This is a genomic window from Cellulomonas sp. H30R-01, assembly GCF_010119915.1.
GTDB lineage: Bacteria > Actinomycetota > Actinomycetes > Actinomycetales > Cellulomonadaceae > Cellulomonas > Cellulomonas algicola.
Genome location: NZ_CP048210.1, coordinates 3,357,061 through 3,380,544, shown reverse-complemented (window position 1 = coordinate 3,380,544; position 23,484 = coordinate 3,357,061). Strand labels below are relative to the sequence as shown.

16 protein-coding genes and 1 tRNA gene are annotated in these 23,484 nt (G+C 75.2%); 13 read left to right on the top strand and 4 right to left on the bottom strand.

Annotated elements, in window-relative coordinates; genetic code table 11:
- Nucleotides 1-2: 2 nt before the first annotated feature.
- Nucleotides 3-1,253 carry a low temperature requirement protein A gene (locus GXP71_RS15100; RefSeq protein ID WP_162353315.1) on the bottom strand — a complete coding sequence of 417 codons (1,251 nt, stop codon included), beginning with the start codon at nt 1,251-1,253 and terminating at the stop codon, nt 3-5.
- A 107-nt stretch (nt 1,254-1,360) separates the two neighbouring features.
- Here GXP71_RS15100 and GXP71_RS15095 point away from each other — a divergent pair.
- Nucleotides 1,361-1,433 (top strand) — tRNA-Arg (locus tag GXP71_RS15095).
- A gap of 89 nt (nt 1,434-1,522) precedes the next feature.
- On the opposite strand, the gene GXP71_RS20675 is transcribed toward GXP71_RS15095, so the two are convergent.
- Nucleotides 1,523-1,699 (bottom strand): DUF4241 domain-containing protein, encoded by a 177-nt coding sequence (locus tag GXP71_RS20675; RefSeq protein WP_370521018.1) that lies wholly within the window; start codon nt 1,697-1,699, stop codon nt 1,523-1,525.
- A gap of 134 nt (nt 1,700-1,833) precedes the next feature.
- On the opposite strand from GXP71_RS20675, the gene GXP71_RS20415 reads away from it, so the two are divergent.
- The 3 genes from GXP71_RS20415 (at nt 1,834) to GXP71_RS15080 (ending at nt 2,792) form a co-directional block, all read left to right on the top strand.
- Complete coding sequence (locus GXP71_RS20415; protein WP_235843352.1) at nt 1,834-1,980, top strand: hypothetical protein; 147 nt, start codon at nt 1,834-1,836, stop codon at nt 1,978-1,980.
- A gap of 9 nt (nt 1,981-1,989) precedes the next feature.
- A complete protein-coding gene (locus tag GXP71_RS15085; RefSeq protein ID WP_162350970.1) occupies nt 1,990-2,340 on the top strand; it encodes a hypothetical protein in 351 nt (116 codons plus the stop codon).
- A gap of 83 nt (nt 2,341-2,423) precedes the next feature.
- Nucleotides 2,424-2,792 carry a DUF2200 domain-containing protein gene (locus GXP71_RS15080; protein WP_124341953.1) on the top strand — a complete coding sequence of 123 codons (369 nt, stop codon included), beginning with the start codon at nt 2,424-2,426 and terminating at the stop codon, nt 2,790-2,792.
- Between the two features lie 51 nt (nt 2,793-2,843).
- On the opposite strand, the gene GXP71_RS15075 is transcribed toward GXP71_RS15080, so the two are convergent.
- Nucleotides 2,844-3,851 (bottom strand): aminoglycoside phosphotransferase, encoded by a 1,008-nt coding sequence (locus GXP71_RS15075; RefSeq protein ID WP_162353314.1) that lies wholly within the window; start codon nt 3,849-3,851, stop codon nt 2,844-2,846.
- Between the two features lie 150 nt (nt 3,852-4,001).
- Here GXP71_RS15075 and nrdI point away from each other — a divergent pair, with 150 nt between their 5' ends.
- The 3 genes from nrdI (at nt 4,002) to GXP71_RS15060 (ending at nt 7,954) form a co-directional block, all read left to right on the top strand.
- On the top strand, nt 4,002-4,475 hold the full coding sequence (gene nrdI / locus GXP71_RS15070; RefSeq protein ID WP_162353313.1) for a class Ib ribonucleoside-diphosphate reductase assembly flavoprotein NrdI: 474 nt from the start codon (nt 4,002-4,004) through the stop codon (nt 4,473-4,475).
- 190 nt (nt 4,476-4,665) lie between these two features.
- The gene (locus GXP71_RS15065; RefSeq protein WP_162353312.1) at nt 4,666-7,071 is read left to right on the top strand and encodes a beta-galactosidase; all 2,406 of its coding nucleotides are present in this window, start codon (nt 4,666-4,668) and stop codon (nt 7,069-7,071) included.
- Nucleotides 7,072-7,291: 220 nt separating this feature from the next.
- Nucleotides 7,292-7,954 (top strand): vancomycin high temperature exclusion protein, encoded by a 663-nt coding sequence (locus GXP71_RS15060; protein ID WP_238402438.1) that lies wholly within the window; start codon nt 7,292-7,294, stop codon nt 7,952-7,954.
- Nucleotides 7,955-8,040: 86 nt separating this feature from the next.
- Here GXP71_RS15060 and GXP71_RS15055 read toward each other — a convergent pair whose 3' ends face one another.
- Nucleotides 8,041-12,327 (bottom strand): S-layer family protein, encoded by a 4,287-nt coding sequence (locus tag GXP71_RS15055; protein WP_162353311.1) that lies wholly within the window; start codon nt 12,325-12,327, stop codon nt 8,041-8,043.
- 233 nt (nt 12,328-12,560) lie between these two features.
- On the opposite strand from GXP71_RS15055, the gene GXP71_RS15050 reads away from it, so the two are divergent.
- The 6 genes from GXP71_RS15050 (at nt 12,561) to GXP71_RS15025 (ending at nt 23,286) form a co-directional block, all read left to right on the top strand.
- Entirely contained in the window at nt 12,561-13,250 is a 690-nt protein-coding gene (locus tag GXP71_RS15050; RefSeq protein ID WP_124341948.1) for a hypothetical protein, read from the top strand.
- 122 nt (nt 13,251-13,372) lie between these two features.
- Entirely contained in the window at nt 13,373-14,191 is an 819-nt protein-coding gene (locus GXP71_RS15045; RefSeq protein ID WP_162353310.1) for an ABC transporter ATP-binding protein, read from the top strand.
- On the top strand, nt 14,191-16,743 hold the full coding sequence (locus GXP71_RS15040; protein ID WP_162353309.1) for an ABC transporter permease: 2,553 nt from the start codon (nt 14,191-14,193) through the stop codon (nt 16,741-16,743). The genes GXP71_RS15045 and GXP71_RS15040 overlap by 1 nt, the downstream gene beginning before the upstream one ends.
- Nucleotides 16,744-16,925: 182 nt before the next feature.
- Nucleotides 16,926-20,219, top strand: a complete 3,294-nt coding sequence (locus GXP71_RS15035; protein ID WP_162353308.1) for a hypothetical protein — start codon at nt 16,926-16,928, stop codon at nt 20,217-20,219.
- Between the two features lie 99 nt (nt 20,220-20,318).
- Nucleotides 20,319-21,413 (top strand): hypothetical protein, encoded by a 1,095-nt coding sequence (locus tag GXP71_RS15030; protein WP_162353307.1) that lies wholly within the window; start codon nt 20,319-20,321, stop codon nt 21,411-21,413.
- A 43-nt stretch (nt 21,414-21,456) separates the two neighbouring features.
- Nucleotides 21,457-23,286 carry a YhgE/Pip domain-containing protein gene (locus tag GXP71_RS15025; RefSeq protein WP_162353306.1) on the top strand — a complete coding sequence of 610 codons (1,830 nt, stop codon included), beginning with the start codon at nt 21,457-21,459 and terminating at the stop codon, nt 23,284-23,286.
- Nucleotides 23,287-23,484 lie beyond the last annotated feature (198 nt).

The window sequence follows — 23,484 nt, the reverse complement described above, 5'->3', positions numbered from 1 at the left end:
GACTAGGCCGCAGCCCGGTCCCCCTCGCGGGCTCGGGCTGCGGCCTTCGCACGTCGGGCGGCGCGGACGTCGCCGAGGATGACGGCCAGCAGCACGGCGTTCGCGAGCCACGACAGCGTCAGCGGCGTGACGACGGGCGCGAGCAGCACGAGCGCGAGCGCCGCGGCCACGCCGCCCAGGTGCCAGACGGACCAGCGACCGCCGGTCGCCCGCCGGAACAGCGCGTTGCCGAGCAGGTAGACGGCCACCGCGCCGCACATGATCCACGCCGTCCACCCGTCGGTCGCGCCGTGGTGCCCCTCGGGGTGCGCGAGCACGAGCTCGTCCGCGACCGCGGTCGCCACAATGCCCATGACCAGCAGGAACGGCACGTACGTGTAGGCCGTCTGCGCGACCATCCCCGTCTCGTCGCGCGACGCGAAGTACTCCGCGGCCTTCCGCTCCGACCGGTCGAAGAACAGCAGCCACATGAGGACCGTCGACGCGAACGCTGCGAGGAACGCCACGACCGTCACGGGCGTCACCGCGAGGTCCCCGAACGCGGTCCCGGTCACGATGATCGACTCGCCCAGGCTGATGATCATGAAGAGCGCCACGCGCTCGGCCATGTGGTCGCCGCGCACCTCCCACGTCGACGCGTGCGTCCCGCGCATGCCCGGCACCCAGAACATCGACCGTGGCCCCGCCATGTCGATCACGGCCGCGACCGCCCACAGCAGCAGCCGCTGCTCCTCCAGCAGCGCACCCGCGACCCAGAACACGCCCGACACCGACAGCCAGATCGTGATCCGCACGAAGTTCACCGCGTTGACCGGCCAGTGCCGGCCCATCGCCCACGCCGTGAACAGAGTCCGCCCGACCTGGATCGTCACGTAGGGCACCGCGAACAGCAGCGCCTTGTCCCCGAACGCCTCGGGGATCGCGCTCGACATCAGCAGGCCCAGCAGCATCAGCACGATCAGCATCGCCCGCACCGGCAGCCGCTCGGGGTCCAGCCAGTTCGTCACCCACGTCGTGTCGATCCACAGCCACCAGATCGCCCAGCCGAGGATCAGCGTCTGCACGACGTGCTCGCCGTCGGGGTGCGCGATCAGCAGGTGCGACAGCTGCGTCACCGCGAACACGAACACCAGGTCGAAGAACAGCTCCACGTACCCGACGCGGCTGCCGTCGTGACCGTCCCCGTGCCGCAGCACGTCGGCCCGCATCCCGACCCGCCCGCCGCCCGTGCCCAGCCGTCCGGTGCTCGTCATGGCCGCGATCCTGCCAGCCACGACGCGGCGTGCCGAGGGTCACGTGATCCCGGTTTGGGGACTGGCCGGTCGTCCCTGTATCGTTCAGGACGGCCCGCGAGGGTCACGCGCCCGTAGCTCAATGGATAGAGCATCTGACTACGGATCAGAAGGTTGGGGGTTCGAGTCCCTCCGGGCGCACAGCAAGCCCGCTCCACCGCCACGGTGGGGCGGGCTTCGTCGTTCCGGGACGTCGTCGTCCCCGGAGGGTGCCGTGCCCGCGGCGGATGTCAGATGCCGGGCTCGTCCGGCGGTGTCCCCGGCAGACCGCTCAGCGCCCACGGCAGGACGCCGCCGTATGACACGGCGCTCACGACGACGCCGTCGGCGTCGTACCCGAGGAAGGTCGGGTAGCCGCCGTCGCCGTACCCGGCGCTGAAGACGACCGCGTCGACGCCGTGCTCGATGTGGTCGCGACGACGGGCCCACGACCGTCGCGCTCGAGCTGTCGTGGCGGGACGTCGCGTCGTCGGCGGACCCGTCGCGCCAGCTGGCGGTCCGCACCACGACGGCCGGTGGGACGGCGGAGAGCGGCGTCGACGTGACGTCGGGGTGGACGAGGATCCCCCTCGAGGGCGCGAGCGCCGGGACCGTCGACGTCGACGTGCTGGTCGACGGCACCCGCCTGACCACGTGCTCCGCGACCGTCCCGACGGTCCCCGGCGACGGCGACGGCGTCGAGGAGTAGGTTCCCGCCATGCACTGGTCGCCCCCGACCGACCTGCCCGGCCGCCTCGTGCCGTCGAGCGGTGGCCGCGTGCCCGTGCGGGTCCGCGGGTTCGTCGAGGAGCCGACGCGGGCACCGTCGCGCACCCCGGACCGCGGGTTCGCCGTGGTGCTCGCGCGCACCGAGCACGACGTCGTGAAGGTCGTGCGCGGCACGACGGTGCTCGGCTACCTGCCGCCCGCGTGGTCGCAGGTCGTCGACTTCGAGCTGTGGTCCTGCGAGCAGGCGGGCGAGCCGGCGCTCGCGCGGGCGCTGCTCGAAGGGCGCCCGGGTGAGCGGGACCTGTTCGTCATGCTCGACTGGCCGCGCCGACGCTCCTGACCGCGGCGGGCGCGGGCGGGATACTGGCCGCAGGGACGACGGGGCCGGCACGGCGCCGCGCGTGACGACGGAGGGCGAGCGACATGGCCGGGCACCGGATCTTCGGGATGAGCTTCGCGAGCATCTACCCGCTGTACGTGGAGAAGGTCGAGCGCAAGGGCCGGTCCCGCGAGGACGTCGACCAGGTCGTCACGTGGCTCACGGGGTACGACGACGCCGGGCTGCGGGAGGCGGTCGCCGACGAGCGGACCCTGGAGGAGTTCTTCGCGCGGGCGCCCGGGCTCAACCCGAACGCGTCGCTCATCACGGGCCTGATCTGCGGGTACCGGGTCGAGGAGATCGAGGACCCGCTCATGCAGAAGATCCGGTACATGGACAAGCTCGTGGACGAGGTCGCGCGCGGCAAGAAGATGACGTCGATCCTGCGCGGCAGCACCCCGGCGGCGGTCTAGCGACCTCTCCGTTCGACTCCTGCGCGGGTGCCGAAGTCCCTCGCCGGAGGGTCAGGCGAGGGCGCGGGTCGCGGCGAGGAGGATCCCGCGCTGCGTCGCCGCGTGGGCGCGGAGGCGGTCGGCGAGGTCGGGCAGCCAGGGGGAGTCGGCGGGGTCGACGAGGTCGTCGGGCGGGAGGTCGAGCACGCGTCGCACGTCGACGACATGGGACGCGGCCAGGGCGGCGACGTGCGGCAGCAGCGCGTGCGGCGTGACGACGGTCCCTGACGTCCGGGCGAACCCGTCGAGGAACGCGTCGAGCAGGTCGGGGTGCGCGGGCGTGGTCGGGTCGGCGCCGAGCAGGTCGCGGACCGCGGAGGCGACGTCGGCGGCGGCCGGTCGTCGGGCGGCTTCGTCGAGGTCGAAGCACACGGGCCGCCAGCCGCGCCAGCGCAGGTTGTCGAGCTCGTGGTCGCCGTGCCCGACGACGAGCGGCGCCGGTGGCACGTCGCGCAGGGTGCGGGTGAGCGCGGCCGCGGCGGTGGCGAGCGCGTCGTCGGCGTCGTCGAGCAGCGCGGCGAGCGGGGGAGCGGGTGCGGTGTCGACGACGTCGGCGTGCCGGGCGGCCGCGGCGTGGAAGCGGGCGAGCCCCCGGCCCCATGCGGCGGCGAGGTCGGGCGTGAGGTCGTCGACGTCCGTCTCGTCCCCGTCGACCCGGCGCACCGCGGCGGCGAGGACGTCGCCCAGCGGGGTCGCGACGCGCTCGAGCAGGCGGCCGGACGACGACGGGACGAGCGCGGCGACGTCGGCGTGGTCGGCGGACAGGCGGGCGTGCAGCAGGGTGCCGCGGGCGAAGCCGCGGGCGCCGTCGGCGGACTCGGGCACGAACCGCAGGTAGACGGGCCGGTCGACGCCCCGCACCCCACCCGGGACCACGACGACGTGCGACGCCGACGACCGCCAGAGCAGCGCCGACCCGGCGGGCGCTCCCCACGCGGCCGCGACCGCGTCGGCGACGGGCGAGCGCCACGCGTCGTCGACCGTCCGGCGCAGCGCGCGGATCTGGTTCAGGGTGAGCACGTTCGCATCGTGGGCACGTCGCGACGCGGGGGGCCAGTCGAATACCCGCCGTCTCGCGGCGCGTCGCCGTCGCCTGCAGCCGGTCTCGGCGGTGGGTGCCCGGGCCCTGGGTCCTACGTCCCGCGCCGCTGTGCGGGCGAGCATGACGACGTGACGACGGACCCGGGTGCGACGCAGGACGAGGGCGCGCGGCAGACGCCCGTCTACTACTACTCGTCGACGTCGGGCCTCGTGCGGACGTTCGCCGAGCGGCTGGACCGGCCCGTGCGCAACCTCGCGGAGCGGCAGCACCGGCTGTCCGAGGTCGACGGGCCGTGGGTGCTCCTCACCCCGTCCTACAAGACGGGCAACCCGGCGAACGACACGATCCCCGAGGGGGTGCGGCGGTTCCTGCGCTCGCCCGTCAACCGGCGTGCGCTGGTCGGCGTCATGGGGTCGGGCAACCGCAACTTCGGCACGCACTACCAGATGGCCTGCCGCGAGATCGCGGCACGGTCCGGGCGGCCGGTGCTGTTCGAGTTCGAGCTCGCCGGGACGCCGTGGGACGTCGCGCGGTGCCGGGAGATCCTCGCGGACCTCGACCTCGCGCTCGCGGGCGCGCACGCGAGCACGGTCGCCGGCTGACCTGCGCGCGGGCGGCGGACGACCGGGCCCTGCGGACGGCGTCGCTCGCGCCGGACCGGCCGGGCAGGCGCGGAGGACACGCGGGCCGACCGGTGTGGGACCGTGCACAGTCGGGCGTCGGAACGTGCGAGAGTGGGGCGCCGGCGGACGCCCGACAGGCCGGCGACCCCCGACGACGAGGAGCCTCTCCGTGCCCGACCACCTCCCGCGCGTGCGCCCCACCGGCTGGTCGGAGCCGCTCACCCGGCCGGCGATGGCGAACGACGAGGACGTGCGGCCCGGGCTCGCGCTGACGTCGCGGTGGCTCGAGCGCGACGGCACGCCCTGGATCCCCGTGTCGGGCGAGGTCCACTACTCCCGCGTCCCGCGGTCGCGGTGGCGCGAGACGCTGCGGCTCGTGCGGTCGGGCGGCGTCGACGTCGTCGCGACGTACGTGATCTGGGCCCACCACGAGCCCGTGCGCGGCGCGGCGCGGTTCGACGACGGCCTCGACGTCGCGGCATTCGTGCGCACGTGCGCGGAGGAGGGGCTGCGCGTCGTGCTGCGGATCGGGCCGTGGTGCCACGGCGAGGTGCGCAACGGCGGGTTCCCCGACTGGGTGCAGGACGCGCCCGTGCGGCACCGCACCGACGACCCCGGCTACCTCGACCTGGTGCGCGGGTGGTTCGGGCGGCTCGGCGTCGAGCTCGGCGCGCTGTGCGGGCCGGACGGTCCGGTGCTCGGCATCCAGCTCGACAACGAGCTCTACGACCAGCCCGGTCACCTCGCGACGCTCAAGCGGCTGGCCCGGGAGGCCGGGCTGAGCGCGCCGCTGTGGACCGCGACGGCGTGGGGCGGCGCACAGCTGCCCGCGGGCGAGGTGCTGCCGCTGTACGGCGGGTACGGCGACGGGTTCTGGGTGGACGCCGACGCCGGGTGGCACGACACCTTCCGCGCGCACTACCAGGTGTCGCACACGTGGGACGACCCCGGGATCGGCGCCGACGTCCGCGGCGAGGAGGGCGCGCCGACCGTCGACCGCGACACCGCGTTCCCGCCCGCGACGTGCGAGCTCGGCGGTGGCATGGCCACGACGTACCACCGGCGTCCCGTGCCGTCGGCGCTCGACGTGGCGGCCGTCGCGCACGGCAAGGTCGCGTCCGGGTCCGCGTGGCAGGGCTACTACATGTACGCGGGCGGCTCGAACCCCGGCCCGGACCTGCAGGAGTCGCACGCGACCGGCTACCCGAACGACCTGCCGTCGTACGACTACGACTTCCACGCCCCGGTCGGCGCCGCCGGGCTCCTCGCGCCCTCGCACGCGGCCCTGCGCACGCAGCACGCGTTCCTCGCGGCGTTCGGGCCGGTGCTCGCGACCATGCCCTCGACGCTGCCCGACGTGCTGCCGTCGGGCGTCGACGACAGCGCGACGCTGCGCTGGTCGGTGCGCGAGGCCGACGGCACCGGGTTCGTCTTCGTCGTCTGGCACCAGCCGCACGTCCCGCTGCCCACGCTGCGCGGCGTGCAGGTGCAGGTCGACCTGCCGTCCGGGCCGGTCGTGCTGCCGTCGCGGCCGACCGACGTGCCCGCGGGCACGCTCGCGCGCTGGCCGTTCGGGCTCGACGTCACGGCGGCCGGCGGCGTGCCGGTGCGGCTGCGCTGGGCCACGGCCTCCGCGCTCACGACGCTGCCCGACGGGACGCTCGTGCTCCTCGCGTCGGCCGGGGTGCCGGTCGAGGTCGTCGTCGACCCCGACGTGCGCGTGTCCGGCGACGGCTGGACCGTCGCGCCCGGTGTCCGTGCGCTCGACGAGAGGACGGGGGGCGTCGTCGTGCTGCACGCGCCTCGGGGGCGCGCGGCCCACGCGGACGACGCGGACCGCGCGGCTCACGCGGGCGCCGCGGGCGGACGGGTGCTCGTCCTCGGTGCCGCCGACGCCGATCGCGTGTGGGTGCTCGACGGGCCCGACGGTCGGGTGCTGCTGCGCAGCGCCGAACCGCTGTGGCTCGAGGACGACGAGGTCGTCGTGCGTGCGTCGTCGCTGCCCCTCGTGCAGCGGTGGACCCCGGACGGCTGGCAGCGGCTCGACGTGCGTGCGGGGACGGGCCGGGCCGCCGACGACGGGTCCGCGGATGCTGTCGGTGACGTCGCGGCGGGGGCCGTCGGGGCCGTCGCGGTCGTGACGACGGCGGTGCGCGCCGTAGGCGAGCCCGCGGTGTCGTACGGCGCGCACGAGGGTCGGGCGTCGGCGCCCTCGGCGGACCGGGTCGCGGAGCTCTCCGCCGAGCACCGGCTCGCCGACGTCGGCGTGCCCGTCGACGGGACCGTCCGGCACCTGCACGTCGCGTGGGCGGGGGACGTCGCGCAGCTGCTCGTCGACGGTCGCGTCGTGGCCGACCGGTTCTGGGACGGGACGCCGTGGGACGTCGACCTCGACGTGCTGCCCGGCGCCGAGGGGGACCGCGTGTCGGTGCGCGTGCTCCCGCTGCACCCGGACGCCGCGGTGTGGCTGCCCGCGGAGGCGGCGGACCGTCGCCGCTCGGTCGAGGGTCCGCTCGGCTCGCTGGACGCGGTCGCCCTGACCCGCTCGAGGACCTGGCGCGCCCCGCTGACCTGACGTCCGGTCGCTTCCGCTCGACGGCCCCGCGCGCCCCGATGACCTGACGTCTGGTCGCTCCCGCTCGACGGCCCCGCGCGCCCGGCCGCCGGACGCGCCCGCGCAGGACCGGTCGCGAGTGGACGCTCTCGCCACGGGGAGTGACCCGGATGTCGCGATCTCGTGGCGATGTCGCGGGTTTCGCCGACGCGGCGACTGCGCCCGGCTTAGCATCGCCGCCGTGGCGAGGGTGCGGAGGCTGGTGACGGTGGGCGCGGGCGTGCTCGGCGCGGCCGTGCTCGGGACGTTCCTCGTCGTGCAGGGCGTCGGGCAGTCGGCCGTCCGCGCGTCGGTCGAGGACGTCGCGGACACGCCCGTCGTCATCGTCCCGGGGGCGGGGCTGCGGCCCGACGGCAGCCCGTCGACGTACCTGCGGCGTCGCCTCGACGCGGCCGCGGACCTCTACGCGCGCGGCACGGTCCAGGTGGTGCTCGTGAGCGGCGACAACAGCACGCGCTGGCACGACGAGCCGACCGCGATGCGCGACTGGCTCGTCGACCGGGGCGTCCCCGCGGGTCGCATCGTGCGGGATCACGCCGGGCTCGACACGCACGACACGTGCGTGCGCGCGCACGACGTGTTCGGCGTCGAGCAGGCCGTCGTCGTCACGCAGAGCTACCACCTGCGCCGCATGCTCTTCTCCTGCCGCGAGGCGGGGATCGACGTGACGGGGGTCGGGGTGTCGGCGGCGAGCGTCGAGCCCGCGAAGGCCGTCGTGTACCGGGTCCGGGAGGTGCCGGCGTCGCTGCGTGCGGCGTGGGACGCCGCGACGTCCCGCCCGCCCGCGCTCGGCGGCCCGCGCGAGACCGGCGTCGACGACGCGCTCGCGACGGCCGACGGCTGACCGCACCGCCGCGACCGCCGGCGGCCCGACGCACCGGAGCCCGGCCCCCTGGGGGACCGGGCTCCGATGGTGTCGGCGTCGAGGCGTCAGGCGGTCGTGACCGCCCGGCGACGCCGCACGGCGACCAGCGTCGCGCCGAGGGCGAGGAGCAGGAGCGCGGCCCCGCCGACGGTCGCGACCTCCGCGCCGGTCGTGGCGAGCGCCGCGCGCCCGTCGACCACCTCGACCGTGACGGTGCCCGTGGTGCGGGCGCCCTGGTCGTCGACCACCGTGTAGGTGAAGGTCACGGTGCCCGTGAAGCCGGGCGCCGGGGTGTAGACGAGCTTGCCGTCGACGATCGCCACGACGCCGGACGACGGCTGCGTGACGTCGACGACGGTGACCGTGCCGCCGTCGGGGTCGGTGACGTCGGCGAGGACGTCGATCGTCACCGAGGTGCCCGTGCCGGTCGTGACCTTCGTGCCGCCCGAGGGGGCCTTCACGACGACCGGTGCGGCGTTCCCGACGGTGACGGTCACCGTGGCGGTGGTCGTGTCGGTCCCGTCGTCGACGGTGTAGGTGAAGGTCACGGTGCCGGAGAACCCGGCGGGCGGGGTGTAGGTCGCGACGCCGTTCGTGACGGTCACGGTGCCGCGCGTGGTGCCGTCGGCGCCGGTGGGGGTGCCGACCGTCACGGTGAGCGGGTCGCCGTTGGCGTCGGTGACGCCGTCCAGCAGGTCCAGCTCGACGGGCGTCGCGTACGGGGTCGTCCCGGTGACCGCGGGGGCGACGGGTGCCGCGTTGGCGACGGTGACGACGAGCGTCCCGGTGTCCGTGCCGCCCGCACCGTCGGACACGGTGTAGGTGACGGTGACGTCGCCCGCGAAGCCCGCGGCCGGCGTGACGGTCAGGCGGCCGTCGGTCTCGACGACGACTGTCGCACCGTTGTCGGCGGTGGCACCGGTGACGACGAGCACCTGGTCGGTGCCCGGGATGTTCGCGTCGGTGTCGTCGCCGAGCACGTCCACGGTGACGGGCGTGCCGGACGCCGTGGAGGCGGTGTCGTCGACCGCGACGGGCGCGGCGTTGGCGACGGTCACGGTGACCGTGCCGGTGGCCGTCACGTCGCCGTCGGTGACGTCGTAGGTGAACGTCACGGTGCCGGCCCAGCCGGTCGGCGGCGTGTAGCGGACCTCGCCGTTCTCGATCGCGGCCGTGCCGCGGGCGGTGCCGCCGGAGTCGCGGGGCGTCGTGACCGAGCCCGGGACGATCGACAGCACGTCGGCCGTGTTCGGGTCGGTGTCGTTGTCGAGCACGTCGACCAGCACGGACCGGTCGGTCGGCGTGGTGACGGGGCCGTCGGCGACCGCGGACGGCGAGCCGTTGGCGACGGTCACGCGGAGCTCGCCGACGTCGGTGCCGCCCGCGCCGTCGCCGACCGTGTAGGTCACGACGATCGTGCCGGAGAAGCCGGTCGGCGGGTGGACGCTCAGCGTCCCGTCGGTCTCGACGTCGACCGTGCCGCGGTCCGCGGTCGCGGAGACGATGCGCAGCGACTGCCCGGGGACCCCGGCGGTGACGTTCACGTCGGTGTCGTTGGCGAGCACGGCGACGTGGCTCGCCGACGTGTTCGTCGCGGTGCTGGCGGTGTCGTCGACGGCGACCGGCGGGGTGTTCGCGACGGTCACGACGACCTCCGCGGTGTCCGTGAGCCCGCCCTCGTCGGTCACCGTGTAGGTGAACCGGTCGGTGCCCGCCCAGCCGGTGCTCGGCGTGTACCGGACGGTGCCGTCGGCCTGCACGGCGGTCGTGCCGTGCGCGGGGGCGCCGGTCACGGTGACCGTGAGGTCGCCCTCGGCGTCCGCGTCGTTCGTCAGGACGTCGACGTCGACCGACGTCTGGCCGGCCGCGACTGTCGCGGTGTCGTCGCCGGCTGTCGGTGCGCCGTTGACGGTGAAGGTGACCGTGACGACGGTCGACTGCGCGGTGCCGTCGGACACCCGGTAGGTGAACGAGTCCGTCCCGCGGTACGAGCCGCTCGGCGTGTACGTGCCGGTGCCGTTCGGGTTGAGCGTCAGCGTGCCGTGCGCCGGACCGGTGACGAGGACCGCGGTGAGCGGGTCGCCGTCGGCGTCGGTGTCGTTGGCCAGCACCGAGATCGACCGCGTGGCGCCCGTGTTGACGGTGTAGGAGTCCGCGACCGCGACGGGCGCGTTGTTCGTGACCGTGACGGTCACGACGGCCGTGTCGGTCAGGCCGCGCGAGTCCTCGACGACGTACTCGAACGTGTCCGTGCCCTTGAAGCCGGCGCGCGGTGTGTAGGTCACGGTGTCGCCGTCGAGGACGGTGACCGTGCCGCCGTTGGCGCTCGTCGGTCCGGCGGACCGCAGGCGCAGCGTGTCGCCGTTGGGGTCGGTGTCGTTGACGAGCACGTCGACGTCCACGGGTGTCCCGCCGCGGGTCGTCGCGACGTCCGCGACGGCGTTCGGCGCGGTGTTGAGCACCTCGATCTGCACCGACGTGGTCGCGCGGTAGCCGCCCGGGTCCTGGATCGTGTAGGTGAACACGTCACGACCGGCGAAGTCGTCGCGCGGCGTGTAGCGGATCCGGCCGTCGGGCAGGATCTCGGCGGTGCCGCCCGCGGTGTCGGTGACGGCGACGACCGTCAGCACGTCCCCGTCGGGGTCGCTGTCGTTCGCGAGCACGTCGATGTCGAGCCGGCGCTGCGAGGGCCCGGGCGTGAACGTCAGGACGTGCGGCTGTGCCACCGGCGGCCGGTTGAGGCCCGGCAGGGGCGTGGTGACGACCGGGTTGAGCAGCACGTTCGACGCGGACGCCGCTGCGGCGTACGTGGTCGCGCCGCGGTACGTCATGGCCGCCGAGTTGACGATCTTCTGGGTGTCGCGGGCGTCGGCGTTCACGCGGACGTCGAAGACGACGGTGTGCTGCGCGGTGGACCCGGACGCCGAGACGGGGACGTCGCCGCCGTGCACGGAGGTCGCGCCCGAGCCGAGGTAGGCGATCACGTGGCCGTTCTGCGAGCCGTCGTAGTGGCCGACGTCGCCGTCGCCCGCCGCGTCGGTCTGCCGGACGGTGTCGACGACGAGCGAGCCCGGCACGTAGGTGGTGCCCGTCGGGATCGCGTCGAAGAAGCGCGAGTCGGACGCGGTGTCGAGGCCGATGTTCTGCACGGGGACCGTGTAGCGCAGCACGTCGCCGGGCTCGACGAGCCCGCCGTTGACGTCCTCGACGCTCTTCACGCCGAGCAGCTTCGGGTCGTACAGCTCGGTCGCGAACGTGACGACGCCCGGGTAGAACGTCTCGCCGCCCGTGGTGAGGGTGAGGTTCGCGCTCGTCGCGCCGTTCGGCAGGATCCCGTCGGCGTTGAACAGGTCGGCGTCGAAGCCGAGCTGGTTGCTGTACGACGGCGAGCGGCCGGGCACCGCGACGCCGTGCCGGCTGATCGACGAGTTGAACGGGTTGGTCGCGGGGTTGAGCGCGTCGGAGATCGTCGTCGAGTTGAGGCGGAACGCGTCACCGGTGAGGCCCATGTCGCCCTCGTAGGTCACGGCCCCGAGCGTCGTCTTCACGGGCCCGCTCGGCGGCGTGAGGAAGCCGCTCACGGTGAACGTCGGCATGCCGTTGCCCGACGCGACGGAGCCGAAGCCGGTGAACACCGTGAGGTTGCGGGCCGGCGCGGCCGGGTCCGCGACTGCGACGACGAGCGACCAGCCGGCGTAGTCGTCGGTCGTGCCCGTCGTCGACTGGACGTTCGCGACCGTGTACACGCCGCTGCCCGCGGTCGCGACGAGGCCCGTGACGTCGAGGTACGACTGGTATCCGTTGTCCGACGTGTTGACGTCGACCTGGCTGGCCGTGAGGTCGCGGTACGTCGCGGAGCCCGGGACCTTGAGCTTGACGTTCCCGCGGAGGGCCGAGTTCGACCAGGTCGCGTTCGCGGTCTCGGTGCGCCCGCCCCAGACGAGGGCCGCGAACAGCACGGAGCCGTTCTCGGGCACGGTGAGCGTCGCGCTCGACGCGTTGAACGTCGAGGCGTCCGCGTCGTCGTTGACGAACTGCGCGGTGAAGTCGTTGTTGGAGTACGCCTGGTTGACGCTCGACGCGCGCGCGGCGGCGCAGTTCGTGTAGTTGGTGCCCGAGGTGGCGTTGCACGTCATGAGCGTGTTGGCCGCCACGAGGATGTCGCCGTTGGTGTTCGCGGAGAACACGGGCGTGAAGGCGCGCACCGTCGCGGCGGCCGCAGGGCTCGCGAGGCCGAGGGCCGTGAGGGGGGCGAGGAGGAGCGCGACGAGCACCGCGAGGGCGGTCGTGCGTCGGGCCGGCCGGCGGGCCCCGGTGGGGGGCGCGGACGGGGCCAGGGGGCCGGTGGGCATGAGGGGGCCACAGCTTTCGTCGGGGATCAGACCCTCGATTTCTTCGGGGACCTGGACAAGCGTCCGGTCTCGCGCGCGGATTTTGAACCTTCAACGACCCACGTCACACGCCGCGCCACCCGTCCGGCCGAGGACAACCGCGACGAACCGTCGTGACCTGCGCCAACGGCCCACACGTGGACGACCGGCCCACGACGGCGCAGGGTGGACGGACAGGGGGAGAGGACGGACGGATGGACGAGGCGACCTCGGCGCGCGCCACCCGCGCCGCACCCGTCGACTGGGTGGTCCCGCCGGGCCCGCGCGACTGGCTGTTCGGCACCGGTGCGACGCGCGCCGAGCGCGGAGTCGTGTGGGCGACGACGGCGCTCGCGGTCGGCGTCCTGGTGCTCACCGCACCCGACGACTGGCCCTGGCTCACGTGGGTCGTCGTGCTGCTCGTCGCGGTCGACGTGACCGGCGGCGTCGCGGCCAACGCCCTCGGCTCCGCCAAGCGGCTGTACCACTCCCCGCTCGCGCCGCCCGTGACCCGGCTCGACCGCGTGCTGCACGACCCTGTCGCGTTCACCGCGCTGCACGTCCACCCGTTCGTCCTCGCCGTGGTCGTGCCCGACGTGACCTGGGTGTGGGCGCTGTGGTGGTACCTCGTGCCGGTCGCGGGCGTCGTCGTCGTCCGGTCCGTCCCCGCCTACCTCGAGCGGCCCGTCGCGCTCGGGTTCGCGACCGTCGCGCTCGTCGCGGCCCCCATCGCGGGAACGCCCGAGGGCCTCGCGTGGTTCGGACCTGTGATGGTGCTGAAGCTCGTCGTCGCGCACGCCGTCCGGGAGGAGCCGTACCGGCCGGCCGCGCGCACCGGCGACGTCGGCCCGGGGTCCGCCCCCGGGGGCACGCCCGACGCCGCTCAGGGTCCGACCAGGGCCTGACCAGGGACGTCACCGATGTCCCCGACCCCGCCGCACGAGGACCATCGTCCGTGGCGGGCACGCGTCGGCGTGCCGTGAGGTGAGCACGGACGTCGGACGACGTGCGGTGAGAGGCGGAGGACATGGCGAGGGACACGACCCCGATCGCGAGCGCGCGCGGGCTGGTCAAGACGTACGGCAGGGGCGACACGGCGGTGCACGCGCTCGCGGGCGTCGACGTCGACTTCGGCCGCGGCGAGCTGACCGCGATCATGGGCCCCTCCGGGTCGGGCAAGTCGACGCTCATGCACTGCATGGCGGGGCTCGACCGCACCGACGCGGGGACGGTCGTCGTGGACGGCCTCGAGGTCTCCGGCATGAACGAGCGGAAGCTCACCCGGCTGCGCCGCGACCGCCTCGGGTTCGTCTTCCAGGCGTTCAACCTGGTCCCCACCCTGACGGCGCTCGAGAACATCACGCTGCCGCTCGACATCGCGCGGCGTCCCGTCGACCGCGCGCACCTCGACACCGTCGTGCGCGCCGTCGGGCTCGAGGACCGCCTCGACCACAAGCCGTCCGAGCTCTCGGGCGGGCAGCAGCAGCGCGTGGCGTGCGCGCGCGCCCTCGTCTCGCGGCCCGCCGTCGTGTTCGCCGACGAGCCCACGGGCAACCTCGACTCCACGTCGTCGGCCGAGGTGCTCGGCTTCCTGCGCCGGTCCGTCGACGAGCTCGGGCAGTCCGTCGTCATGGTCACGCACGACCCGACGGCCGCGTCGTACGCGCACCGCGTGCTGTTCCTGGCCGACGGGCGCCTGGTCGGCGAGGTCGTCGACCCCACGACCGAGTCGGTGCTCGCCGCTCTCGCGGCGCTTCGCCCGGCACGGTCGACCGAGCCCGCCGCTCCCGCCGCGTCCGCCGCGTCCGCCGCTCCCGTGGCGACGTCGTCCCCCGCCGCGCTCTGATGGGCCGCGTCGCGCTCCGCGGGATCCGCGCGCACCTCGTGCGGTTCCTGCTCTCGCTGCTCGCCGTCGCGCTCGGGGTCGCGTTCGTCGCGGGCACGTTCGCGCTGCGGACCATGCTGTCGGGCACCTTCGACGGGATCGTCGACGCCGCCGCGCCCGCCGACGCGTACGTGCGCGTCGACCAGCCCGACGACGCGTCCGTCGTCATGGGCACCACGACCGCGCAGAGCGTGCCGCTCGAGCTCGTCGACGAGGTCGCCGCGGTCGACGGCGTCGCGCACGCGATCGGCGGCCTGTCGGGCACGATCGTCCTGGTCGGCGCCGACGGGACCGCGGTGCAGTCCACGCAGGCGCCCAGCCTCGCCCTCAACTACGTGCCCGACGACCCGTCGCTCCACGTCGTGGAGGGGCGCGGGCCGGAGCGCACGGGCGAGGTGGCGCTCGAGACGGCGACGCTCGAGTCGTCCGGGCTGTCCGTCGGCGACACCACGACGGCCGTGCTCGGCGGTGAGGTGACCGAGGTCGAGATCGTCGGACGCGTCGACCTCGGCGGGCCGATGGCCGGCGCGACGATCGTGCTGGTCGACCAGCAGACCGCGCTCGACGTGCTGTCGCCCGACGGCGGCGGCGTGAACGAGATCGCCGTGTACGCGGCCGACGGCACGACGCCCGAGCAGCTCGCCGAGCGTCTCGCACCCTTCGCGGGCGACGGCCTCGAGGTCGTCACGGGCGACGCGCTGCGCGCCGACAGCAAGGCCGACATCGCGTCCCAGCTCGGCTTCATCACGACGTTCCTGCTGGTCTTCGCGGGCATCGCGCTGTTCGTCGGCGCGTTCATCATCTCCAACACGTTCGCGATGTCCGTCCGGCAGCGCATGCGCGAGCTCGCGCTGCTGCGGGCCGTCGGGGCGTCCCCGCTGCAGGTGTTCGCGTCGGTGCTCGTGCAGGCGGCCGTCGTCGGGCTGCTGGGGTCGGCGCTCGGCGTCGCGGGCGGTCTGGCCCTGGTGTCGGGGCTGCGCGTCGTGCTCGGGTCGATCGGCATGGACCTGGTCGGCGACATCCCCGTCGACGCGACGACGGTGGTCGTGTCGCTCGTCGTCGGGACCGCCGTGAGCGTGCTCGCGGCCGCGTTGCCCGCCCGCCGGGCCGCGCTCGTGCCGCCCGTCGAGGCCATGCGCGACGACGTCGCGGTGCCCGAGCGGTCGCTGCGCTGGCGTGCCGTCGGCGGCCTCGCGATCGGCGCGCTCGGCGTCACCGCCCTCGCCCTGGCCCTGACCCGGCCGGAGGAGGACGCCGCCGAGACGCTGCTCGGCGTCGGCGCGGGCGCCGTGCTCGTCGGGGTGCTCATGCTGTCGCCCGTCGTCGCGCGCGCCGCCGTGGGCGTCCTCGCGTGGCCGTTCGTGCGGCTGCTGCGGCCCGTCGGCCGGCTCGCGCGCGGCAACGTCGTGCGCAACCCACGCCGCACCGCGAACACGGCGGGCGCGCTCATGATCGGCATGGCGCTCGTGGGGGCGGTCTCCGTCATCGCGGTGTCGGCGCAGCAGTCCGTGACGGGCGTCGTCGAGGCGCAGACGAACGCCGACGTCGTGGTCCGCTCGGCGACCATGGTCATCCCGTCCGGGGCCGTCGACGAGGTCGCCGCGCTGCCCGAGGCCGGCACCTCGGACGCGGTCGCGTTCGCGCCGCTCGCCGTCTCCGGGCCGGGCGAGGAGCCCGCGGTCGACTACGTGATCGGCCTCGCCGACGGCACGCTCGGCCGGTCCGTCGAGGTCGAGCTCGTCGACGGGTCGCTCGCCGCGCTCGAGGCGCTCGACGCGGGGCAGGTCGCCGTCACGGAGGCCGCCGCGGACCAGCACGGCTGGCAGGTCGGCGACGACCTGACCGTCGCCGGCGCCGCGGGGCCGCAGGACCTGTCCGTCGTGGCGGTCTTCACGACGAACGTCCTCGGGGCGCCGCTCGTGGTCGACCAGCAGGTGCTCGACACGCTCGTGCCCCGCGAGCAGCAGCAGGTCGACACGATCCTCGTGACCGCGGCCGCCGGGGTCAGCGCGACCGAGCTGCAGGACGCCGTCGCGGACGTCGTCGCGCCCTACGTCGTCGTGTCCGTGCTGACGCGCGACGAGTTCGTGTCGAACCTCGCGGCCCAGGTCGACCAGCTGCTCGTGATCCTCTACGCGCTGCTCGGCCTGTCCGTCGTCATCGCGGTCCTCGGCATCGTCAACACCCTCGCGCTGTCCGTGATCGAGCGGACGCGGGAGATCGGGCTGCTGCGGGCCGTCGGGCTCGGGCGCCTGCAGCTCGCCGGGACGGTGACGATCGAGTCGGTGCTGACCGCGGTGTTCGGGACCGTGCTCGGCCTCGCGGTCGGCGTCGCGCTGGCCGCGACGATGCCGACCGTGTACGCGGACGACGGGCTGTCGGAGCTCGCCGTGCCGTGGGCGAACCTCGGCGGGATGGTCGCGCTGGCCGTCGTCGTCGGCGTGCTGGCCGCGTTGTGGCCCGGGATCCGCGCCGCCCGGCTCAAGGTGCTGGACGCCGTCGCGTACGAGTGACGGCCTCGCGACGCGGACCGTGCGGACGCCCCGCGTGGTCCGCGTCGTGCTGCCCCGGTCGTAGCGACGTCGCGCGCGCCCCGGGTCGTGAAGCGCGCCCGTCCGTGTGACAGTCGACAGGACGTGTCCGGCATGGGGCACGGGCGGGTCCGGCGCCGGCCACGGCCCGCGGGGGAGGAACCGTGCGTCGCCCTGCCGTTCCCGTCGCGTCCACCGTGCTGCTCGCGGTCCTCGCGGTGCTGGGCGCGGTCGCCCCCGCCGCGGCCGCGGTCGACCCCGACGTCACCGGACGGCTGTCGCTGTTCAAGCGCATCGAGAACCTCGACACGGGCGCGAGCGAGGGGCGCCGCGAGCTGTGGACGATGACCGCGGTGAACACCGAGGACCCCGCGTACACGTTCACCGGCAACGGCCTCAACGGGGTCCAGTCGCTCGTCGTGCCCGCGGGCGACTACACGATCAGCGAGTCCGGCGGTGTGCCCGGGTACGCGTTCGTGAGCTGGGACTGCGGGGCGGCGGGCACGTTCACCGACCCCACGCCGACCGTCACCGTCCCCGCCGACGGCACGCTCACGTGCACGGTCCGCAACGACGCGATCCAGCCGAGCCTCACGCTCCGCAAGGTCGTGACGGGCGGTCCGGCGTCGCCCAGCGCGTGGAACCTCACCGCCCAGGGCCCCACGACCGTGACCGGCCCGGGCGCCGCGAGCGGACCCGTGCGGATCGGCGAGTACCAGCTCTCCGAGACCGGCGGCCCGTCGGGGTACACCGCGGGCGACTGGGTCTGCACCGGCGGCACGCAGACCGGCCCGTCGAGCGTCGTGGTGTCGCTCGCCCAGGACGTCGAGTGCGTGATCACCAACTCGCGGTCGCAGCCGACGCCGCACCTCGTCACCCTGCGCAAGGAGGTCGTCGGCGGCCCGGCCACGACCGCGGACTTCCTGCTGTCCGGGACGGGCCCGCCCGGCACCGTCGAGGGCGTGTCCGGCTCGCCGACCGTCACCGAGGTGCCCGTCCCGTCCGGCACGTACACGCTCGCGGAGACGCCCACGACGCCCGCCGCCCAGGCCGGGTACACGGCGTCGGCGTGGTCGTGCACCGCGGGGACCGTCAGCGGCAGCACGCTCACGCTCGCCGACGGCGACGGCGACGCGGTCTGCACCGTCACCAACACGTGGACCGGCGGAACGCTCACGCTGGTCAAGCAGGCCGTGGGCGGGTCGTTGATCCCGCAGGCGTGGACCCTCAGCGCGACAGGACCCGTCACGGTGTCGGGCGTCTCGGGCGTCTCGGGCGGTCCCGCGGTGACCGGCGCGCAGGTGCCCGCCGGGACGTACGCGCTCGCCGAGTCCGGGCCGACCAACTACACCGCGTCGGGGTGGGTGTGCGACGGCGGGGGCGGCGGTGCGACCGGCACGGTCGAGATCACCGCCGGCGCGGACGTCACCTGCACGATCACCAACACCATCGAGCGCGGCAGCCTCACGCTCGCCAAGGTCGTCGACAACCGTGCCGGCGGCACCGCGCTCCCCGGCGACTTCACGCTGACCGCCGTGGACGCGCCGGACGGCGTCGTCCTCAGCGGGCCCGCAGGCTCGCCCGCCGTCACGCGGCAGGCCGTCGACGTGGGCTCGTCGTGGGCGCTGTCCGAGGACGGGCCGCCCGGGTACACCGCAGGCCCGTGGACCTGCGACGGCGCCACCGTCGCGGCCGACGTCGTGACCGTCGACCAGCCCGCCGACGTCGTCTGCACCGTCGTGAACACGTGGTCCGGCGCGTTCCTGACCCTCGTCAAGGAGGTCGAGGGCAGCAGCGCCCCGCCCGCGGCGTGGACGCTCACCGCCACGGGTCCGGAGGCGACCGTCTCGGGCGTCAGCGGGTCTCCCGCCGCCACCCGCGTGCCGGTGCCCGCCGGCGCCTACACGCTGGGGGAGTCCACGATCGCCGGGTTCACCGCGTCCGGCTGGACGTGCGGCGCCGCCCCGATCGCGGGCGACGTCGTGACCCTCGCCGCCGGGGACGACGTCACGTGCACCGTCACCAACGTCGCCACGCAGCCGCACCTCACGCTCACCAAGCTCGTCGCCAACGACGCGGGCGGCACCGCGACCGCGTCGCAGTGGACCCTCTCGGCGACCGGGCCCACGTCGTTCAGCGGCACCACCGGCACGCCCGCGGTCACGCGCGTCGCGATCACCCCGGGCACCTACCAGCTCGCGGAGTCGCCCGCGACGACACCCGGCTACGAGGCGTCCGACTGGATCTGCCAGGCCGGCGGCGCGTTCGTCGACGCGCCCGACGGCGTGCTCGTCGTCCCCGCGACGGGTGCCGACGGGTCGCCGTTCACCGACGACGTGCGGTGCGCGATCGTCAACTCCGACGTGGCCCCGGAGCTCACGCTCGTCAAGACCCTGGACAACCGCGGCGGTGGTCCCGCGCAGCCGTCCGCGTTCGTGCTGCTCGCCATCGGCAGCGGGGGCCTGCTCGTCGGCAGCACCGGCAGCGTGACCGTCACCGACGTGCCCGTCGGCGCCGGCACGTACCGGCTCACCGAGATCGGGCTGACGAACTACGTCTCGCAGGGGTGGACGTGCGTCGACGCGTCCGGCGGGACCGTGCCCGTCGCCGCCGACGGGTCGATCACGCTCGCCCTCGGCGACGACGTGACCTGCACCGTCACGAACCGCTGGGCGGGTGCGCAGCTCACGCTCGCGAAGTCCGTCGACGGCGGACCGGCCGCGGCGCAGGACTGGACGCTGGTCGCGTCGTCGCCGGGTGGCTCGTCGTTCAGCGGCACGTCCGGCAGCGCCGGGGCGACGGGGGTCGTCGCGCCGGGCACGTACACGCTCGCGGAGGTCGCACGGACCGACGTCGCCGGCCGCGGGTACGACCTCGACGCGTGGGACTGCGGGCCCGACCATCCCGTCGTCGACCGGACCGTCGACCTCGCTGCCAACGACGAGGTGACCTGCACCGCGACCAACACGTGGATCGGCGGGACGCTCACGCTCCAGAAGGTCGTCGTCGGCGGCACCGCGCAGCCGGCGGACTTCACGCTCGTCGCGACCGGCCCGACGGGCACGTGGCGGGGTCCGGGAGGCAGCACCGCGGTCCGCTCGATCCCCGTCGTGCCGGGCGTGTACCGGCTGGCCGAGGGGCTCGACGGTCCCGCCGACTACCGGTTCGCCAGCTGGACCTGCGACAGCGCGACCGTGCTGGGCGACGTCGTGATCGTCGACGAGGGGGCGGACGTCACGTGCGCCGCGCTCAACGTCTACGCGCCCCCGGTCGACCCGCCCGACCCGCCGCAGCCGCCGGTACCCGTCGACCCGACCGTCCCGGACGCGGGCGCCGGGGGCGGTGACGCCGCCCTCGCCACGACCGGTGCGTCCGCCGTCGCGCTCGTCGCGCTCGCCCTCGGGCTCCTCGTCGGCGGCGCCGCGCTGCGTCTGGTGGTCCGCCGCCGGACCACCTGACGACGGACGACGTCGCGCGGGGCCAGGTGCGTCGCGCGCGGCGACGTCGCGTCCGTGCTTGGCTGACCCCGGGTGCGACATCCGACGCTGGGGGGCGGGATGACCGACGGCCGAGCAGAGCCCGCGCGCAGCGCCGGGCCCGACGACGACGCGCCCCCGAACCCGGAGCACCCGCCGACCGCCGCCGACGCGGACGCCCCCGACACGACCGCGACGGACGAGCGGCTCACCGCGGCCGACGACCCGGCTGCGGACCGCGAGCCGCTCCCGGCGGCGGACCACCCGGCCGCGGACCGCGAGCCGCGCACCGCAGCGGACGACCCGGCCACGGACCGCGAGCCGCGCACGAGCCGGGACCGCCCGCTCCCGAGCGAGGCGACCGCACCCGCCGGGCCGACCGCGCCCGTCGCGGTCGTCGCGGGACCGTCCGCGACGCCCGTCCGCACCCCGCCCCCCGCAGCCCCGACCGTGGCACTCCCGCGCTCCGTCCCGCCCGCGCCCACCCCGCCGGCGGCGATCGGGGCGGCGGTGGGCGCGGTGCTCGTCCCGGACGCGTCGACAGCCGTCCTGGAGGCGGCGGGCGTCGGCGTGCGCGACCGCTCGCGCTGGCTGGTCCGCGGTCTCGAGCTGAGCCTCGCCGCACGCACGGTCACGTGGCTCGTCACGCTCGACCCCTTCGCGCGCGACGCGACGGCCCTCGCCCTCGCGGGCCGGCTGACCGTCGACGAGGGGCACGTGCACGTCGTCGACCCGCGGGACGCCACGCGCCGCTCCGGCCGGGCCGTGCGTCGCGTCGTCGGGATCGGCTGGGTGCCACGGCTGCGGCTGCTGGAGGACCGTGCCCGGGTCGGCGAGGTCGTCCGGCAGGCGCACCGGCGGGCGGGCACGCGGCTGGACGACGAGACGCTCGAGACGCTGCTGACGGACGCCGGGCTCGCAGGGACGGCGGGTCAGCCCGCGGACGACCTGCCGGCGTCGCACAAGGCGCTCCTGGGCCTCGTCGTGGCGGTCGCGGGCGACCCGCCGGTCGTCGTCGCGCCGTTCCCGTCGGGCTCGACGCAGGACCGCGACGCGATGACCGCGTTCACCGAGCGGCTGGCCCGCGAGGGGTCGACGGTCCTCGTCGTGACCGCGGGCGACTTCCGCCCGCCCGACGCGGGCCCGCTCACGCGCATCGTGGGTCGTGCGGCATGAGGGCGACGCAGGTCGTGCGCGGGTGCTCCGTGGGACGTGCCGCATGAGGGCCGCGCTGCTGACGCTCGCACGGTTCGTGCGCGACCGGTTCGCGGCCGTCGTGCTGGTCGGCGTGCTGGCCGTGCCCGCGATCTACGGTGCGGTGCTCGTGTGGGGCTACTGGGACCCGTACGCGCGCTCGGGCCACATCCCCGCGGCGCTCGTGAACCTCGACGAGCCGGTCCAGACGGCCGACGGCAGCGACCTCGCCGCGGGCGACGACCTCGAACGGGCCGTCCTCACGTCGGACACGCTCGACTGGACCGCGACCGACGCCGAGACCGCCGCGCAGGGTCTCGAGGACAAGACGTACTACGTCGTCGTCACGATCCCGCCGGAGTTCTCCGCGCAGGTCGCGTCGCTGTCCAGCGCCGACCCGCAGCAGGCGCGCGTCGAGGTCCGCACCAACGACGCGGGGAACTACCTCGTCGGGGTGCTCGCGGGCGACGCGTCGCAGGCCGTCGAGGGCACCGCCGGGAGCCAGGTGCAGGCGGACTACCTCGACGTGGTCTACGGCCTGCTGGGACAGGCGAAGGACGCGGGCGGTGAGGTCGGCGGGTCCGCGCAGGAGCTCGCGGACGGGACCCGGGAGGCCGCCGACGCCGCCCGGCAGGTCGCCGACGGCGCTGCGCAGGTCGCGGACGGCGTCGCGCAGGTCGCCGACGCGCTCGCCGACGTCGACGACGCCGTGCAGGACGCTCCCGCGCTCGCCGACTCGGTCGCGAACGTGGCCTCGTCGGTCGCGGCCCGCACCTCGGGGGCGGCCGACGCCGCGCAGGACGTGTCGGCCCGGCTCACGGCGCTCGAGCAGCAGCTCACGGCCGCCGGGCAGGTCGACGCGGCGGCGCGGGTCGCGGAGATCCGCGACTCGTTCGAGGCGACGGTGCTGCCCGCCGTCGAGGACGCCGCCGACGACGCGTCGGACATCGCCGACGACGCGAGCGCGCTGTCCGACCTCGCGACGGAGGCCGTGACCGCCGCCGACCGGGCCAGCCAGCAGGGCCAGGCGCTGTCCGACGGCGCGCAGGCGGTCGCGGACGGGTCGGAGGACCTCGCGACGGTGCTGGCCGACCAGCTCGCACCCGGCGCGCAGCAGCTCGCCGACGGGCTCGCGCAGGCCGCGGAGCAGCTCGACGTGCCGATCACCGACGTCGACCGCGAGACGTTCGGGGAGGTCCTGTCGCGGCCGGTGACGGTCGAGCAGGTGCGTGACAACCCGATCGCGCACTTCGGCGACGGCTTCACGAGCTACTTCGCGGGCCTCGGCCTGTTCGTCGGCGCGGTGTTCGTCTTCCTCGTGCTGTCCCCGCTGGACCGGCGCGGGCAGCTCTGGGGTGCGGGCCCGCTCGCCGTCGCGGGGGCACCCCTGCTGGCGGGCGGTGCGGTGGTGCTGCTGCAGGCGGGGCTGCTGTTCGGCGCGCTCCTGCTGGTCGGCGTCGCCCCCGACGCGCCGTGGGTGCTGCTCGGGGTGCTCGCCGCGTCGGGCGTGTGCTTCGTCGCGCTGATGCAGCTGCTCAAGGCCGCGTTCGGGCTCGTCGGCGAGTTCGTCGGGGTGATCCTGCTGGTCCTGCAGGTCGCGGCGGGCGAGGGGGCGTACCCGATCCAGACGTTCGGCACGTTCTTCCAGACCGTGCACCCCTACCTGCCGATGAGCTGGACGAACGACGCGGTGCGCCGCTCGGTCGCGGGCGGGCCGCTCACGCCGTACGTGTGGGTCGACGTCGGGCTGCTCCTCGGCACCGCGGCCGTGGCGTTCGCCCTCACGTGCGTGGCCGCCCGCCGGCGCGAGCGCTGGACCCCGGCCGGCCTGCGCCCGTCGGTGGAGCTCGTCTGACACCCCCGAACCGGTGAACGCGCAGGTCCGCAGTGACCTAAGTCCCGCGTGAACGCCCCGCGGGGGGAGTGGGATTGCGGGCATGGCCCCGGGCAAACCGGCAGGTGCGGCCGGTCGGGGCAGCAGGGGGCACGACGCCGGTGCGTGGGGACGCGCTCCGGCGAGGAGGAGGGCGCGTCCGACCCCCGGTCCCCGCGC

Excerpts from the sequence above, each read along its gene's own strand:
- GXP71_RS15025 (WP_162353306.1), top strand. The coding sequence starts at position 21,457 with ATGAGGGCCGCGCTGCTGACGCTCGCACGGTTCGTGCGCGACCGGTTC.
- GXP71_RS15030 (WP_162353307.1), top strand. The coding sequence starts at position 20,319 with ATGACCGACGGCCGAGCAGAGCCCGCGCGCAGCGCCGGGCCCGACGAC.
- GXP71_RS15040 (WP_162353309.1), top strand. The coding sequence starts at position 14,191 with ATGGGCCGCGTCGCGCTCCGCGGGATCCGCGCGCACCTCGTGCGGTTC.
- GXP71_RS15085 (WP_162350970.1), top strand. The coding sequence starts at position 1,990 with ATGCACTGGTCGCCCCCGACCGACCTGCCCGGCCGCCTCGTGCCGTCG.
- GXP71_RS15055 (WP_162353311.1), bottom strand. The coding sequence starts at position 12,327 with ATGCCCACCGGCCCCCTGGCCCCGTCCGCGCCCCCCACCGGGGCCCGC.
- GXP71_RS15100 (WP_162353315.1), bottom strand. The coding sequence starts at position 1,253 with ATGACGAGCACCGGACGGCTGGGCACGGGCGGCGGGCGGGTCGGGATG.
- GXP71_RS15080 (WP_124341953.1), top strand. The coding sequence starts at position 2,424 with ATGGCCGGGCACCGGATCTTCGGGATGAGCTTCGCGAGCATCTACCCG.
- GXP71_RS15050 (WP_124341948.1), top strand. The coding sequence starts at position 12,561 with ATGGACGAGGCGACCTCGGCGCGCGCCACCCGCGCCGCACCCGTCGAC.
- GXP71_RS15045 (WP_162353310.1), top strand. The coding sequence starts at position 13,373 with ATGGCGAGGGACACGACCCCGATCGCGAGCGCGCGCGGGCTGGTCAAG.